Origin of the sequence: Novosphingobium sp. JCM 18896, assembly GCF_025938095.1 — a bacterium.
In the GTDB taxonomy this organism is placed as follows: Bacteria; Pseudomonadota; Alphaproteobacteria; order Sphingomonadales; family Sphingomonadaceae; genus Novosphingobium.
Window position 1 is genome coordinate 869,261 of record NZ_JAPCZF010000001.1, and the last position, 14,194, is coordinate 883,454.

The following is a 14,194-nucleotide window of genomic DNA, read 5'->3' on the forward strand; positions in this document are numbered from 1 at the left end:
CATCCGAATGGTCGGCCCGTTTCCCAGGTGGAACGGGACGGGAGAGCAGTCGCCAATGAGGGGGCGACCAGGAGGTAGAACGAATATGGCGAGTGTCGAGAAGTTGCCGATGCTGGCGGAAGGCTATGAAAAGCTGACCACCGAGCTGAAAGCGCTGCGTGAAGAACGTCCGCGGATCGTCGATGCGATCGAGGAAGCACGCGCCCACGGCGACCTTTCCGAAAACGCCGAATATCACGCCGCTAAGGAACGCCAGGGCCAGGTCGAGGCGATGATCGGTGATCTCGAGGACAAGATCAGCCGCGCGAACATCATCGATCCGGCGACGCTTTCGGGCGATCGGATCATCTTCGGTGCGACGGTGACGCTGCTCGACGACGACGACAAGCCCGTGCGCTATCAGATCGTCGGGCCCTACGAGGCCGACGCCAAGATCGGCCGGATCAGCTACAACTCGCCGCTGGGCAAGGCGCTGATCGGCCGCAAGGTCGAGGACGAGGTCGAAGTCACGGTGCCGTCGGGCGACCGCTTCTACGTCGTGAACCAGATCGAATTCATCTGAACCGATAGGGCGGGCTTGGCCCGCCTCCAGAAAAACCATCCCCGCGAAAGCAGAGACTTTTGCCGGTCGACTCCGAGATTCGGAGCATCGGCAAGGTCGCTGCATTCGCGGGGATAGTGATTTCAGAGAACGGGCGAGCTTGGGAGCCTAACTCCAGCTCGCCCTTTCTTTTTTATGCTTCAGGAAGCTCGGGTTCGAGCAGCCGGTGCAGGTGCACGATCACGTATTTCATCTCGGCATCGTCGACCGTGCCTTGTGCCTTGCCGCGCCAGGCGTCTTCGGCCGAAGCGAAATCGGGATAGACCCCGACCAGATCGAGCTTTTCGAGATTAACGAAATCGAGGCCCTGCGGGTCGCTGACCCGACCTCCCATTACGAGGTGAAGTTTCTGCATAGTCTTTTGTCCTGGGGAAGGAAAAGAGACCGTTCCTGTACTATTGTGCAGGCGCGAAGGGCAAGGGCTCAGCGGCGCAATTTCCCGGCAAGTTCGACAGCCTTGTGCAGCAATCGCTGGGCGGCTTCGCTGGCGTTGTCGACCGCGTCTTCGGCCGGCCCCCGGAGCTTGCCCGCCTTGTCGACCAGGACTTCGCCCTGACGACGCAGGCCTTCACCCGCATCTTCGGCGCGTTCGAGCGCCTGACGACCGAAGGCCATGCTCGCCGTGCCGGCCATTTCCGCCAGGGTCAGCGCATGCCGCGCGAGCTTGCGTCCGCTGCCGCGCGACAGCAGCGCGCCTGCAACCAGCCCCAGCGCGACGCCGCCGGCGACGACCAGTCCTGGATGGTCGCGCGCGAAATCGACGACGGCCTTGCCCGCATCCTCGGCCTTGGCCTTGGCTTCGGGCAGCTTCACGACATTGGATTCAGTCATCGTCGGCCTTCCTTTCCGTCTAGTCCTCATCGCTCCATAGGCTGGCGACGAGGTTTATGATCGGGCCCCGCAAGAACCAAAGGACGATTGCTCCAATGGTTCCCGCGATGACGCCCTTGTTTTCGTTCGCCACCTCGGCCGCCTCGGCCATCGCCTCGCCTGCGCGATCGGCAATCCGGCCGCCGATGCTGCGCATGGCCAGATCTTCCTGAACCTGCGCGAGCTGGTTCTGGAAGGCAGCGTAAGCGGCGTTCCGTTCGGCCTTCGCCTGTTCCAGTGGCAGAACCATCAGCCATCGCTCCGGTTGGACAGCGCCGCGACCATCGCTCGCCACTGCCCGGCGGCAATCAGCGCGGCAATCCCCGCGGCGACCAGCAGCCCCGCGAAGACCGCGGCCGTGGCGCCGAGTGCCCCCAGAATGGGTGTCAGCCCGAACACGAGGCCCACGGTCAGCGCGACCAGCGCGAAAAAGGCCAGGACGAGCGCGAGCCCGCCGAGAAGCGCGATCCACTTGATCCGCCCCGCGGCATAGCCGGCACGCGACTGCTGGAGCGCGGCCTCGGCTTTGGCGAAAGCGAGGCCGCGATCGACCAGCAAGCGCAGGTCGTCTTCGAGATGTCTATGGCGAGCCGCCTCACCGCCGGCGAGAGGCGGCTGCTCGTCTTCGTTGCTCATCAAACGCCCCCGGGCGAAGGCGTCAGTCGTTCGAACCCCGCAGCATGCGCGCCAGCAGGAAGCCGCCGACCGCCGCGATGCCGATGGCCAGGCCCGGGCTCTTGCGGACGAATTCCTTGGCATCCTCGGCCAGTTCGTCGAGTTCCTTGGCATCGATACGCGCCGAAACGTCCTGCAGCGACTGCGCCGCCGAACGGGCATAGTCGCCATACTTCACGCCGACCTTCTCATCGATCAGCCCGGCATTCTCTGAAACCAGCTTGCCCACCGCAGCGATGCCCTCGCTGGCCTTGGCCTTGCCCTCGTTGGCATAGGTCGTAGCCTTTTCCTTGGCCTGCGCGGTCCATTCGCCGCTCTGGCTCGTGACCTTCTCGCGATAGAGGTCGGCGCGCTCCTGGGCTTCCTTGCCGAGCGCCTGAGCGCCTGCCTTGGCTTCTTCGATGGCCTTGGCGAAGCGTTCCTTGGCCGGCTTCTCGCCCGTGCTGGTCGGGTTTGCGAGCGTGTCGTCCATGTCTTCTATCCTCCTTGCGGCGCATATCTGGCCTAAACCGACGGCCAAAGTGATTATTGCCTAAGTGATTCTGGGGTCTATGCGACCAATGTAACACAAGTCGCCCGACAAAGCTGCAACGCGGCTTGCCTGCCAAGGTTCCCCTGCTAAGGACCGCCGAAAGCCTTTTGCGGCGCCATATCTCAGGAGAACGCAAGCATGACCGCCATCATCGACATCCATGGCCGTGAGATTCTCGACAGCCGCGGCAACCCGACGGTGGAAGTCGACGTCCTGCTCGACGACGGCAGCTTTGGCCGCGCTGCGGTGCCTTCGGGCGCCTCGACCGGTGCGCACGAAGCGGTCGAACTGCGCGACGGCGACAAGTCGCGCTATCTCGGCAAGGGCGTGCTCAAGGCGGTCGACGCCGTCAACGGCGAGATCCGCGACACGCTGCTCGGCCTCGACGGCGAGGATCAGCGCGACATCGACCTGACCATGATCGCGCTCGACGGCAGCGAGAACAAGAGCCGCCTCGGCGCCAACGCCATCCTCGGCACCAGCCTGGCGATCGCCAAGGCCGCCGCGAATGCCCGCGGCCTGCCGCTCTATGCCTATGTCGGCGGCGTTTCGGCGCATGTCCTGCCCGTGCCGATGATGAACATCATCAACGGCGGCGAGCATGCCGATAATCCGATCGACTTCCAGGAATTCATGGTCATGCCCGTCGGCGCGCCGACCCTGGCCGAGGCCGTCCGCTGGGGCGCCGAGATCTTCCACACGCTGAAGAAGGGCCTGCACGAGAAGGGCCTGGCGACCGCGGTCGGCGACGAGGGCGGCTTCGCCCCGAACATCGCCTCGACCCGCGCCGCGCTCGACTTCATCGCCAGTTCGATCGAGAAGGCCGGCTTCAAGCTGGGCAGCGAGATCAAGCTCGCGCTCGACTGCGCCGCGACCGAGTTCTTCAAGAACGGCAAGTACGAAATCTCGGGCGAGGGCCTGTCGCTGTCGCCGGTGCAGATGGCCGACTATCTGGCCGACCTGACCACCGCCTATCCGATCATCTCGATCGAAGACGGCATGAGCGAGGACGATTTCGAGGGCTGGAAGGCGCTGACCGACAAGATCGGCAACAAGGTCCAGCTCGTCGGCGACGATCTCTTCGTCACCAATCCCAAGCGCCTGACCATGGGTATCGGCAAGGGCCTGGCCAACTCGCTGCTCGTCAAGGTCAACCAGATCGGCACGCTGACCGAGACGCTCGAGGCGGTCTCGATCGCGCAGCGCAACGGCTACACCGCGGTCATGTCGCACCGTTCGGGCGAGACCGAGGACTCGACGATCGCCGATCTCGCGGTCGCGACCAACTGCGGCCAGATCAAGACCGGCTCGCTCGCGCGCTCGGACCGGCTCGCTAAGTACAACCAGCTTATCCGCATCGAGGAAGAGCTGGGCGACGCCGCGCACTATGCGGGCGAGGGCGCCTTCGGCCGCCTTGGCGCCTGATTGATCGGGAGCGTCCCCGGTCGATTGTCGGGGACGCTCCAGGAACCTATATCGCGAAATCACCTTTCTGGCCGAGCGGGTCTCGCTCGCGCCATGCCATGGGATTTTGCCGATGATCGATAGAAAGCTGCTGGCCGCCCTGTTTCTCGGCGCGGCCTCTCCCGCGTTCGTTCCCGCGCTCGCGGAAGCACCGGTGGAGAAGGTCAGGGCACCGGGCAGCCTCGGTATCGATCCCGCGATGATGGACCGTTCGGTCAAGCCGGGCGCCGATTTCAACCTCTACGCCAACGGCGCCTGGCTCAAGACCACGGAGATCCCGGCCGATCGTTCGAGCGTCGGCGGCTTCTATATCGCCGACCACAAGACCGAAGGCCAACTCGGCGAACTGATCGCCGAAATCCTGCGCTCGACCGCGCCCGCGAACAGCGACGAGGGTCGCATCCGCGACTTCTACCGCGCCTATCTTGACACCGCCGCGATCGACGCCGCGGGCCTCAAGCCCGTGCAGCCCGATCTCGATCGCTTCGCCGCGATCCGCGACGTGAAGGGCCTGTCGCGCGTGCTCGGCGAACAGGTCCGCGCCGACGTCGATCCGCTCAACGCCACCGACTTCCAGACCGAGAACCTGTTCGGCCTGTTCGTCACCCAGTCGCTGCCGGGCACCGCGGTGATGCCCTATGTGCTTCAGGGCGGGCTCGGGATGCCCGAGCGCGAATACTACCTGTCGAGCGACGCCAAGATGGTCGAGCTGCGCGGCAAGTACCGCGCCTATGTGGCGCAGCTCCTGACCGATGCCGGCATTGCCGATGCACAGGGCAAGGCACAGCGGATCTACGATCTCGAGCTCAAGATCGCCGAGGCGCACCTGACGCGCGAGCAGAGCGAGGACTTCCAGCACTCGGCCGCCGAGTGGCAGCGTGGCGATTTCGCCGCCAAGGCGCCCGGCATCGACTGGAACGCCTTCTTTGCCGGCGCGCAGCTCGGCCAACAGCAGACCTTCGCCGCCTATCATGCGGGGGCGATCCCCAAGCTGTCGGCGCTGGTCGCCTCGCAGCCGCTCCAGGCCTGGAAGGACTGGCTGCTGTTCCACCAGATCAACACCAACACCGACGTCCTGCCGACGAAGCTCGATGCGACACGCTTCGCGTTCTACGGTACGGCGCTGACGGGCACGACCGAGCAGCGCCCGCGCGAGAAGCGCGCGATCGCCGCGGTCAACGGCGCGATCGGCGATGCATTGGGCAAGCTCTACGTCGAGAAGTATTTCCCGGCCGCGGCGCGCGCCGAGGTCCAGGCGATGGTCGAGAACATCAAGACCGCCTTCGCCAAGCGGGTCGAGGCGATCGACTGGATGGCGCCCGCGACCAAGAAGGAAGCGATCGAGAAGGTCCGCACGATCGAGGTCGGCGTCGGCTATCCCGACACCTGGCAGGACTATTCGGGCCTGACCATCGGCGCGAAGACCGCCTATGCCAACCGCCAGGCGGCCTCGAAGCTCGGCTACCGCCAGCAGCTCGCCAAGATCGGCAAGCCGCTCGACCGGCGCGAGTGGTGGATGAACGCGCAGCTGGTCAACGCGGTAAACCTGCCCGTGCAGAACGCGCTGAACTTCCCCGCGGCTATCCTGCAGCGGCCGTTCTTCGATCCCAGCGCCGACGCCGCGTTCAACTATGGCGCGATCGGTGCGGTGATCGGTCACGAGATCAGCCACAGCTTCGACAACAACGGCGCAGCCTTCGACGCCAGCGGCAAGATGCGCAACTGGTGGACCGACGCCGATCTCGCGAAGTTCAATGAGGCGGGCAAGGCGCTCGCCGATCAGTACGACGGCTACGAGCCGTTCCCCGGTCTCCACGTCAACGGCAAACTGACCTTGGGCGAGAACATCGCGGACGTGGCGGGGCTCGCCGCCTCCTACGACGCCTATCGCGCTTCGCTGGGCGGCAAGGAGGCACCGGTGATCGACGGCTTCACCGGCGATCAGCGCTTCTTCATCGCCTTCGGCCAGTCCTGGGCGACCAAGATGCGCGAAGCGGCGCTACGCGCGCGGATCGCGACCGACGGCCATGCGCCGGGGCAATATCGCGCGCTGACCGTGCGCAACCTCGATGCCTGGTACAAGGCTTTCGACGTCAAGCCCGGTGATGCGCTCTATCTGTCGCCAGAGAAGCGCGTGCGGATCTGGTGAGCTAGGCCGAGCCGGGCAGCGCGGCATCGAGCCGCGCGACCTGTTCGGCGCTGAGTTCGAGACTTGCCGCGCCGAGCAGGTCGGCCAGTTGCTCCTGCTTCGTCGCGCTGACGATCGGCGCGGCGATGGCGGGTTGGGCGTTGAGCCAGGCCAGCGCGATCTGCGCGAGGGTCGCGCCGGTCTCGGCCGCGATCGAGTCCATGACGGCGAGGACGTCGAACCCGCCATAGCCCGCGAACTTGTCGAGCGCATGCGCACGCGAGGAACCCGCCCAGTCTTCGGGCTTGCGGAACTTACCCGACAGGAAGCCCGCGGCGAGGCCGTAATAGGGCAGCACGGCGATGTCCCGATCGACGCTGAGCGCCTGGAGCGGTCCTTGATATTCGCCGCGCGAGACGAGGTTGAACTCGGGCTGGAGCACGGTGAACGGCGTCATGCCCATGCGGTCGGCCAGCTTGGTCACGGCGCCCAGGCGTTCGACCGTGTAGTTCGAGGCGCCGAGCTCGCGGGCCTTGCCGCTCTTCACGAGGTCGTCGTACCCCGAGATGACCTCGTCGAGCGGCGTCGTCTTGTCGTCGCGGTGGGCATAGTAGAGATCGACGTAGTCGGTGCGCAGGCGTTCGAGCGAGCCCTCCATCGCCGCCGCGACCTTGTCGGGCTTGAGCGCATAGGGCGGGCCGCCCATGCCGGTCTTGGTGGCGATCAGCATGTCCTTGCGGACGCCGCGGCTCTCCATCCATTCGCCGATGATCGTCTCGGACTCGCCGCCCTTGTTGCCGGGGATCCACGACGAATAGCCCTCGGCGCTGTCGATCATGCGCCCGCCCACCTCGTAGAAGGCGTCGAGGATCGCGAAGCTCGCGTCGCGATCGAGCGTCCACCCGAAGACGTTGCCGCCGAAGCAGAGCCGGATTCCGCCGATCGACGGATGCCCTGCCTCGGCGATCGGATCAGGCACCGAAGCGATCCTTGAGCGCGTGCAGCGCGAGCGCCGCCTCGGCCGCTTCGCCGCCCTTGTTCTTCTGCGCCGGATCGGCGCGGACGATCGCTTGTTGCTCGTTCTCGACCGTGAGGATGCCGTTGCCGATGGCGACGCCGTCCATCGTCAGCGCCATGATGCCGCGCGCGCTCTCGCCGGCGACGATCTCGAAATGATAGGTCTCGCCGCGGATGACCACGCCGATCGCGACATAACCCTCGTATTCGCCGCTCTGGTCGGCCAGCGCGATCGCGCCGGGGATCTCGAGCGCGCCGGGGACGGTGATGACCTCGGCCTTGTGGCCGGCCGCCTTGATCGCGGCCTTGGCGCCGGCGACCAGCATGTCGTTGAGGTGGTCGTAGAAGCGGGCTTCGACGATGAGGAACTTGGCCATGATCGGGTCTCTCGGTTAGTCGATGGGGCGTTCGCCGACGATCGACAGGCCATAGCCTTCGAGCGCGACGAGCGAGTGGTGCGAGTTCGACAGCAGGATCATATCGTGCACGCCGAGCTCGGCCAGGATCTGGGCGCCGACGCCGTAGTCGCGCAGCTCTTCGATGGCGGGCTCTTCGCCCGAGCGATAACGCTCCTTGATGTCGATTGCCTGCGAGATGGCGTTGGTCGTGCGCTTGTTGATCGTCACGATCACGCCCGAACCGGCCTCGCCGATGATCTCCATCGAACGCGACAGCAGCCGCGAACGCTCAGTATCCTCGCCGAAGATGTCGGCGAAGTACGAGAGCGTGTGCATGCGCACGATCGTCGGCTGTTCGGGATCGATCCGGCCCTTGAGCAGGCAGACGGTCTCTTCGCCGGTGGCCTTGTTGAAATAGGTGCGCGCGGTCCACTCGCCGCCCCACTTGCTCTTGAACCGGGTCTCGGCCTTCTTCTCGACGAGGTGGTCGTGCTTGCGGCGATAGGCGATCAGGTCGCGGATCGTGCCGATCTTGAGGTCGTGCAGGCGCGCGAAGCCGACGAGGTCCTCGAGCCGGGCCATCGTGCCGTCGTCGCGCATAATCTCGCAGATCACGCCCGAGGGGTTGAGCCCGGCCAGACGCGAGATGTCGCAGGCGGCCTCGGTGTGGCCGGCGCGGACGAGCACGCCGCCGTCGCGCGCGCGCAACGGGAAGACGTGGCCGGGGGTGACGATGTCGTCGCGGCCCTTGCTACCGTCGATCGCGACGCTGACGGTGCGCGCGCGGTCCGCCGCCGAGATGCCGGTGGTGACGCCTTCGCGCGCCTCGATCGAGGTGGTGAAGGCGGTCTCGTGCCGCGTGCCGTTGTTGCGGCTCATTAGGTCGAGACCGAGCTGAGCGACCCGCTCGCTGGTCAAGGTCAGGCAGATCAGGCCGCGGCCGTGGGTCGCCATGAAGTTGATCGCGGCGGGGGTGGCCATCTGCGCGGGGATGATGAGGTCGCCCTCGTTCTCGCGATCCTCGTCGTCGACGAGGATGTACATGCGGCCGTTGCGCGCCTCGTCGATGATTTCCTCGATCGGTGCGAGGACTGGGCGGTCGTCGTTGGCGAAGAGGAAGCGCTCAAGCTTGCCGAGCGTTTCGGCCGTCGGGTTCCAGTCGGGCTCGGTGCAATCGCGCAGGGTGTTGGCGTGGAGACCGGCGGCGCGGGCGAGCCCGGCCTTGGTCATGCCGCCGTCGACGACGAGCTTGCGGACGCGATCGATCACATTGTCAGGCATATACGACTCGCTAAATCACATTAAAATGTGACAACAGGCCTGCGCCTTCACATTGGCGCTGTCAATCGCCTTTGAACACGGGCTTGCGCTTGGCGATGAAAGCCTCGACCGCTTCCTCATGATCGGCCGTAGTATGCGCCGCCGCCTGCATCGCCGCCGCCATTTCGAGCAGGCTGGCGAGATCGGCGCGGCGGCCTTCCCACAACAGACGCTTGGTCATGCGCACGGCATGGCGCGGATTGGCGGCGATGCGGCGGGCGAGCGCGCGCGCCGCGTCCATCAGTTCGGCATCGGGCACGACCTGGCTGACGAGCCCGCAGGCGAGCGCTTCGCGCGCGTCGATCGTGTCGCCGGTCAGGGCCATCTCGGCAGCCTTCGACCAACCCACCACACGCGGCAGCAGCCACGAGCCGCCGTCGCCGGCGATCAGGCCGAGCTTGACGAAGCTCTCGGCGAACTTGGCGCTTTCGCCCGCAACGCGCAGGTCGCACATGCAGGTGAGGTCGCAGCCCGCACCGATCGCCGCGCCGTTGACCGCGGCGATGACCGGAACTTCGAGCGCCGCGAAGGCCAGCGGCAGCCGCTGAACGCCGCGCTTGTAGGCGATCCGCGTCTTGACCGGGGTACCGGCATTGACCGAACCGCCCGCGCGCATCTCGTGGATGTTGCCGCCCGAGGAGAAGCCCTTACCCGCGCCGGTGAGGATCGCGACGCGCGCCTTGGGATCGGCCTCGAGCCGTTCGAGCGCGGCGATCAGCGCATCGATCACTTCATGATCGGTGATCGGATTGCGCATCTCCGGCCGGTTGAGCGTCAGGGTGACGATGCCTTCGTCGTCGATTTCGTAGAGCACGGCGTCGGTCAAGTCGGGTCTCCCGGTTACGCAGCGGCGATAAGGGCAATGCCGCGCCGCGCCAAGCCTTGACGCTGGTCATCGCGCGCAGGCAGGTTCGCGCCAAATCCATAGGGAGAGGTACCATGACAGAATTCCAGCGCGCCGATGGCGTGGCGATCGTGACCGGCGCGGCCGGCGGCATGGGCTCGCACTGCGCGCGGTTGCTGGGCGAGGCGGGCTGGACCGAGCTGATCCTCTGCGACCTCGACGAGGCGCGCATGGCGCCGGTGGCCGAGGCGCTGCGCGCGACGGGTGCCAAGATCGACCTGCTCGGCGGCCAGATCACCGATCCGGCATTCCCCGGGCAGTTGCTCGACAAGCTGGGCGCGCGTTCGATCGGCGCGGTGATCCACACGGCGGGCGTCTCGCCGCACATGACCACGGCCGAGCGCATCCTCCAGATCAACCTCGACGCCACCCAGGCGATCGTCGACGCGATCCGCCCGCGGATGGCCCAGGGCGGTGCGGCGGTGCTCTATGCCTCGATGGCCAGCTACTTCTCGGGCGGGGCCGAGGCCGATGCCGCCTTCGAAGCGCCGCTGCCCGCGGGTGGCTCGGCCGAGCTCATGCATTTCGTCGCCAACGAAGGCATGGCCTATACGCTGTCGAAGCGCGCGGTCCGGGCGATCGCCAAGCGTGAGGCCAAGGGCTTTGGCGAGCGCGGTGCGCGGATCATGTCGCTGTCGCCGGGGCTGATTGACACCTCGATGAACGCGGGCGAGGCCAACGATCATACCGCGGCGATGCTCTCGGGCGCTGCGCTGCCGCGGCTCGGCCGGCCGGCGGAACTGGCAGCGGCCTCGGTCTTCCTGGTCTCGCCGCAGGCCGGCTTCATCACCGGCTGCGACCTGCGCGTCGACGGCGGCGCGCTGTCCTCGCTGGGGATCTGAAACCTCACCAAGCTCACACGAGCGGGCATGTGCGAGTTCAAAAACTTGATAAGTTTTATCGAGCTGAATCAAGATTTTACACAATGAGAATGAGCCTGTCCCGCATCGCAGTTTCCCGCGATGTAGGACAGGCCCTTTTCGTTGGCCCTCAGGTGGGTTCGGCTCAGCCCTTCTGCTGGCCGCCACCCATCATCTTGCTGATGTCGACCTGGCCGGTGGTGAGGCCGCCCATGAAGCCGCCATCGACCGGCAGGACCACGCCGTTGACCACGCCGGCGGCGTCGCTGTTCAGCAGCACCAGCGGACCGGCCTGCTCGGCGGGGGTGGTGTAACGGCCGAGCGGCTCGGCGGCGGCGTCGACGATGTCCTTGCCCGAGGTGGCGTGGAAGGTCGCCATCATCGGGGTCTGCGTCGGCGAAGGCAGCGAGCAGTTGATGCGAATGCCCTTCTTGATCAGCTGCGCGCCCATGAACTGGGTCCAGACGATCACGGCTTCCTTCGAGAAGGCATAGCCCTCGGCGACGTGCTCGGGATGCGCTTCGGCCCAGGCCACGGCGGCGTCGAAGCCCTGGACCTGCAGCAGTTCCATGTGCGTCGGGATGCGGCGGCTCCAGCCCAGGCCGCCGGTCGAGGCGATCGAGACGATCGCGCCGCCCGAGCCCATCAGCGGCAGGACGGTGTCGGTCAGGTGGCGCGTGCCGATGAAGTTGACCTTGAACGTGTCCATCGCCGGGAAGGCGCCGCCACCGGCGAGGCCGGCGCAGTTGAACAGCGCGTCGATCTTGCCGCCAATGGCCGCGACGCCCTTTTCGATCGAGGCCGCGTCACGCAGGTCGATCTGGTTGAACGAGGCGAGGGGGAGCGCCGACTCCTTGAAGTCCAGGCCGTGCACTTCGGCACCGAGGTCGAGCAGGATCTTGGCCGTGGCCTCGCCCATGCCCGAGAAGCAGCCGCTGACGATGACGCGCTTGCCCTTGTAGCCCAGAATGTCGCTCATGATGTCGTCCCTTCCTCTCGCCGGAATTTGGCCTGGAATCCTAATGCGCGCGGTCATGACGCGAGACCGCTTCGCCTTCAACCGGATAGTCGCCTGATCGCTCGGGCGATGGGGTTGGGCAACCAACCCTCACTCCCCCTCGATGGGGGAGGGATACGTAGGCTTGCGAGCTTGCTCGCTAGCCGTAGTTGGGTGGGGGTGAGGGTGCCGGCAGACGTTGTGTCTCGGGCCCGCTCACCCCCATCCAGCTGCGACTAGGCAGCAAGCTGCCAAGTCTTCGCATCCTTCCCCCATCAAGGGGGAAGGCGCAGGAATTACAGCTTCACATTGCCCGGCCGCGAATTGTCCTTCTGGCGCAGGCCCAGCTGCTCGCGCGCCTTGGCGCGGATATAGGCGTGGATCTGGCGGATCTGCACGTCGGTCAGCTTGTCGAACTTGGGCATGCCGCGGTCCATCAGCGGGCCGGTCTTGAGCAGTTGCGTCAGCGTGTCGAGCTGCAGCGCGATCGCGGACTCGCGCAGATCGGGGCCGGGGGTGCCGGTCGCCTGGAGCGCGATGCCGTGGCAGGCGGCGCAGGAGACGGCGAGCTGCTTGCCCGCGGCGACGTCGGCCTCGTTGATCACATAGGCCGGATCGTCGACCGCATGGACCTTCATGTCGGGCCCCGGCGTCGCTTCGAGCTTGGCCGTGCCGCCGATCGCGAAGGTCAGCAGGCGGCGCGGCTGCACGCCATATTTCCAACCGACGTTCATGAAGTCGCCATAGGCGGCGGTGGTGCCGCCGTAGCCGACGAGGATCGAGACGTATTGCTTGCCGTTGACGCTGAAGCTCATCGGCGCGCCGACGATGCCGAGGCCGGCGTTGAACTGCCAAACGCGCTCGCCGCTCTTGGCGTTGTAGGCGTTGAACGTTCCCTCGGCCGTGCCCTGGAAGACGAGGCCGCCCGCGGTGGCGAGCGTGCCGCCGTTCCACAGGTTGTCGTTCTTGACGCGCCAGGCCTCCTTCTGCGCCACCGGATCCCAGGCGACGAGGAAGCCGTGACCGTCGCCTTCCTTCTGCTTGATCGGCTCGAGCAGCAGACCCATCACGTTGAAGGCGTTCTCGGAGGCGTCGCCGCGCTTCGAGAAGCGCGCGCCGATCTGCTGGATCGGGATGTAGACCAGGCCCGTGCGCGGGCTGTAGCTCATCGCCTGCCAGTTGTGGCCGCCGATCGTGCCCGGCCAGATCTCGGTCAGGCCGGTCTCGTAGCGGATGTTGGGCTCCTCGTTCGGGCGCCCGGTCTTCATGTCGATGTCCTTGACCCAGTTGACCAGGGTGGTCTTGCCGGGTTGGTTGATCAGCTTTCCGGTCTCGCGGTCGATCAGGTAGAACAGGCCGTTGGTCGGCGCGTGCATGATGACCTTGCGCGGCTTGCCGTCGATCTGCAAGGTTGCCGTCTGGATGTTCGGCGTGGCCTTGTAATCCCAGGAATCGCGCGGGTTTTCCTGGTAGTGCCAGACGTACTTGCCGGTATCGGCGTCGACCGCGACGATCGAGCTGGTGTAGAGGTTGTCGCCCTTCGAGCCCGGATCGCGGACCAGCGGGTCATAGGCGCCAGCATTGCCCGCGCCGATGTAGATGCGGTTGAGTTCGGCGTCGAAGGTGATGCCGTTCCAGGCGGTGCCGCCACCGCCGCCATTCTTGGTGAAGTCCGCGCCCCAGGTCTTGGCCGCGGCTTCCATCGCCGGATCACCCTTGTTCTGCTCGGCCGTACCCGGCGTGGTATAGAAGCGCCAGACCTGCTTGCCGGTATTGCCGTCGAATGCCGTGACGAAGCCGCGCGCGCCGAAGTCCGCGCCGCCGTTGCCGATGATCACCTTGCCCTTGAAGGTGCGCGGTGCGCCCGTGCAGATGTTGTAGGAGCCGGCCGGAGTGGTCTCGGTCACCCAGAGCTGCTTGCCCGTGGCGGCATCGAGCGCAAAGAGCCGGCAATCGAGCCCGGCGACGAAGATCTTGCCGTTTTCGTAAGCGACGCCGCGGTTGGCGCCGAACGAGAAGTGCATCTTGTCGGGATTGTGCTTCCAGGTCTCGGGATCGAACTTCCAGAGCTGCTTGCCGGTCACCGCGTCGACCGCATAGACCGCGGCATAGGAGCCGGGGAAATAGATCTTGCCGTCGACCGCGAGCGGCGTCGCCTCGAGCGTGACTTCGCCGGGCAGGTCGAGCGACCAGGCGAGGCCGAGCTTGTCGACGTTGCCCGTGCCGATCTCGGTCAGCCGGCTATAGCTCGTCTCGTCCGCCCCGCCGCCGACCGCCGCCCAGTTTTGATCGGTGCCGACGCCCGCCTCGGGCTGCGCGGCCTCGCCGGCACCCTTGGTGCAGCCGGCGGCCAGCAGAGCCGTGCTCGCGGCGGCCGCGAGGATGGTCATTTTCAGACGATGCATCGAACCTCTCTCCCGTATTTGGC

The 14,194-nt window shown here is 66.2% G+C and carries 15 protein-coding genes; 4 read left to right on the forward strand and 11 right to left on the reverse strand.

The genetic code is table 11. From position 1 onward, the window contains the following. Positions 1–85: 85 nt before the first annotated feature. A complete protein-coding gene (gene greA / locus OLX23_RS04195) occupies positions 86–562 on the forward strand; it encodes a transcription elongation factor GreA (RefSeq protein WP_264443285.1) in 477 nt (158 codons plus the stop codon). A 172-nt stretch (positions 563–734) separates the two neighbouring features. Here greA and OLX23_RS04200 read toward each other — a convergent pair whose 3' ends face one another. From OLX23_RS04200 to OLX23_RS04220, 5 genes are all read right to left on the reverse strand, one after another. Continuing rightward, complete coding sequence (locus OLX23_RS04200) at positions 735–956, reverse strand: DUF4170 domain-containing protein (protein WP_264443286.1); 222 nt, start codon at positions 954–956, stop codon at positions 735–737. 68 nt (positions 957–1,024) lie between these two features. Beyond that, complete coding sequence (locus OLX23_RS04205; RefSeq protein ID WP_264443287.1) at positions 1,025–1,432, reverse strand: hypothetical protein; 408 nt, start codon at positions 1,430–1,432, stop codon at positions 1,025–1,027. Between the two features lie 19 nt (positions 1,433–1,451). After that, the gene (locus OLX23_RS04210) at positions 1,452–1,721 is read right to left on the reverse strand and encodes a hypothetical protein (protein ID WP_264443288.1); all 270 of its coding nucleotides are present in this window, start codon (positions 1,719–1,721) and stop codon (positions 1,452–1,454) included. Then, entirely contained in the window at positions 1,721–2,107 is a 387-nt protein-coding gene (locus tag OLX23_RS04215; protein WP_264443289.1) for a phage holin family protein, read from the reverse strand. The genes OLX23_RS04210 and OLX23_RS04215 overlap by 1 nt, the downstream gene beginning before the upstream one ends. 22 nt (positions 2,108–2,129) lie before the next feature. Next, positions 2,130–2,618: a hypothetical protein gene (locus OLX23_RS04220; protein ID WP_264443290.1), complete on the reverse strand. Its 489-nt coding sequence runs from the start codon at positions 2,616–2,618 to the stop codon at positions 2,130–2,132. 198 nt (positions 2,619–2,816) lie between these two features. Here OLX23_RS04220 and eno point away from each other — a divergent pair, with 198 nt between their 5' ends. Next, positions 2,817–4,103, forward strand: coding sequence for a phosphopyruvate hydratase (gene eno / locus OLX23_RS04225; RefSeq protein ID WP_264443291.1), 1,287 nt, complete (start codon positions 2,817–2,819; stop codon positions 4,101–4,103). A gap of 112 nt (positions 4,104–4,215) precedes the next feature. Next, positions 4,216–6,291 carry a M13 family metallopeptidase gene (locus tag OLX23_RS04230; RefSeq protein ID WP_264443292.1) on the forward strand — a complete coding sequence of 692 codons (2,076 nt, stop codon included), beginning with the start codon at positions 4,216–4,218 and terminating at the stop codon, positions 6,289–6,291. 1 nt (position 6,292) lies between these two features. Here the strand turns inward: OLX23_RS04230 and OLX23_RS04235 are convergent, their stop codons facing one another. The 4 genes from OLX23_RS04235 to OLX23_RS04250 form a co-directional block, all read right to left on the reverse strand. Further along, positions 6,293–7,249, reverse strand: a complete 957-nt coding sequence (locus OLX23_RS04235; protein WP_264443293.1) for an aldo/keto reductase — start codon at positions 7,247–7,249, stop codon at positions 6,293–6,295. After that, positions 7,242–7,664 carry a 6,7-dimethyl-8-ribityllumazine synthase gene (ribH, locus tag OLX23_RS04240; RefSeq protein ID WP_264443294.1) on the reverse strand — a complete coding sequence of 141 codons (423 nt, stop codon included), beginning with the start codon at positions 7,662–7,664 and terminating at the stop codon, positions 7,242–7,244. The genes OLX23_RS04235 and ribH overlap by 8 nt, the downstream gene beginning before the upstream one ends. Positions 7,665–7,679: 15 nt before the next feature. After that, a complete protein-coding gene (ribB, locus tag OLX23_RS04245) occupies positions 7,680–8,966 on the reverse strand; it encodes a 3,4-dihydroxy-2-butanone-4-phosphate synthase (RefSeq protein WP_264443295.1) in 1,287 nt (428 codons plus the stop codon). A gap of 61 nt (positions 8,967–9,027) precedes the next feature. Beyond that, positions 9,028–9,831, reverse strand: a complete 804-nt coding sequence (locus OLX23_RS04250; RefSeq protein ID WP_264443296.1) for a crotonase/enoyl-CoA hydratase family protein — start codon at positions 9,829–9,831, stop codon at positions 9,028–9,030. Positions 9,832–9,944: 113 nt separating this feature from the next. On the opposite strand from OLX23_RS04250, the gene OLX23_RS04255 reads away from it, so the two are divergent. Beyond that, complete coding sequence (locus OLX23_RS04255; RefSeq protein WP_264443297.1) at positions 9,945–10,751, forward strand: SDR family NAD(P)-dependent oxidoreductase; 807 nt, start codon at positions 9,945–9,947, stop codon at positions 10,749–10,751. Positions 10,752–10,914: 163 nt separating this feature from the next. Here OLX23_RS04255 and OLX23_RS04260 read toward each other — a convergent pair whose 3' ends face one another. Both OLX23_RS04260 and OLX23_RS04265 read right to left on the reverse strand, forming a co-directional pair. Next, positions 10,915–11,748, reverse strand: coding sequence for a coniferyl-alcohol dehydrogenase (locus tag OLX23_RS04260; RefSeq protein WP_264443299.1), 834 nt, complete (start codon positions 11,746–11,748; stop codon positions 10,915–10,917). 314 nt (positions 11,749–12,062) lie between these two features. Then, the gene (locus OLX23_RS04265; RefSeq protein WP_264443300.1) at positions 12,063–14,171 is read right to left on the reverse strand and encodes a PQQ-dependent dehydrogenase, methanol/ethanol family; all 2,109 of its coding nucleotides are present in this window, start codon (positions 14,169–14,171) and stop codon (positions 12,063–12,065) included. Positions 14,172–14,194: the final 23 nt, after the last annotated feature.

Bases quoted from the DNA above. Each gene is read 5' to 3' on its own strand.
- OLX23_RS04220 (WP_264443290.1), bottom strand. From the start codon at position 2,618: ATGGACGACACGCTCGCAAACCCGACCAGCACGGGCGAGAAGCCGGCC.
- ribH (WP_264443294.1), bottom strand. From the start codon at position 7,664: ATGGCCAAGTTCCTCATCGTCGAAGCCCGCTTCTACGACCACCTCAAC.
- ribB (WP_264443295.1), bottom strand. From the start codon at position 8,966: ATGCCTGACAATGTGATCGATCGCGTCCGCAAGCTCGTCGTCGACGGC.
- OLX23_RS04200 (WP_264443286.1), bottom strand. From the start codon at position 956: ATGCAGAAACTTCACCTCGTAATGGGAGGTCGGGTCAGCGACCCGCAG.
- OLX23_RS04215 (WP_264443289.1), bottom strand. From the start codon at position 2,107: ATGAGCAACGAAGACGAGCAGCCGCCTCTCGCCGGCGGTGAGGCGGCT.
- OLX23_RS04265 (WP_264443300.1), bottom strand. From the start codon at position 14,171: ATGCATCGTCTGAAAATGACCATCCTCGCGGCCGCCGCGAGCACGGCT.
- OLX23_RS04255 (WP_264443297.1), top strand. From the start codon at position 9,945: ATGACAGAATTCCAGCGCGCCGATGGCGTGGCGATCGTGACCGGCGCG.
- eno (WP_264443291.1), top strand. From the start codon at position 2,817: ATGACCGCCATCATCGACATCCATGGCCGTGAGATTCTCGACAGCCGC.
- OLX23_RS04210 (WP_264443288.1), bottom strand. From the start codon at position 1,721: ATGGTTCTGCCACTGGAACAGGCGAAGGCCGAACGGAACGCCGCTTAC.
- OLX23_RS04230 (WP_264443292.1), top strand. From the start codon at position 4,216: ATGATCGATAGAAAGCTGCTGGCCGCCCTGTTTCTCGGCGCGGCCTCT.
- greA (WP_264443285.1), top strand. From the start codon at position 86: ATGGCGAGTGTCGAGAAGTTGCCGATGCTGGCGGAAGGCTATGAAAAG.
- OLX23_RS04205 (WP_264443287.1), bottom strand. From the start codon at position 1,432: ATGACTGAATCCAATGTCGTGAAGCTGCCCGAAGCCAAGGCCAAGGCC.
- OLX23_RS04260 (WP_264443299.1), bottom strand. From the start codon at position 11,748: ATGAGCGACATTCTGGGCTACAAGGGCAAGCGCGTCATCGTCAGCGGC.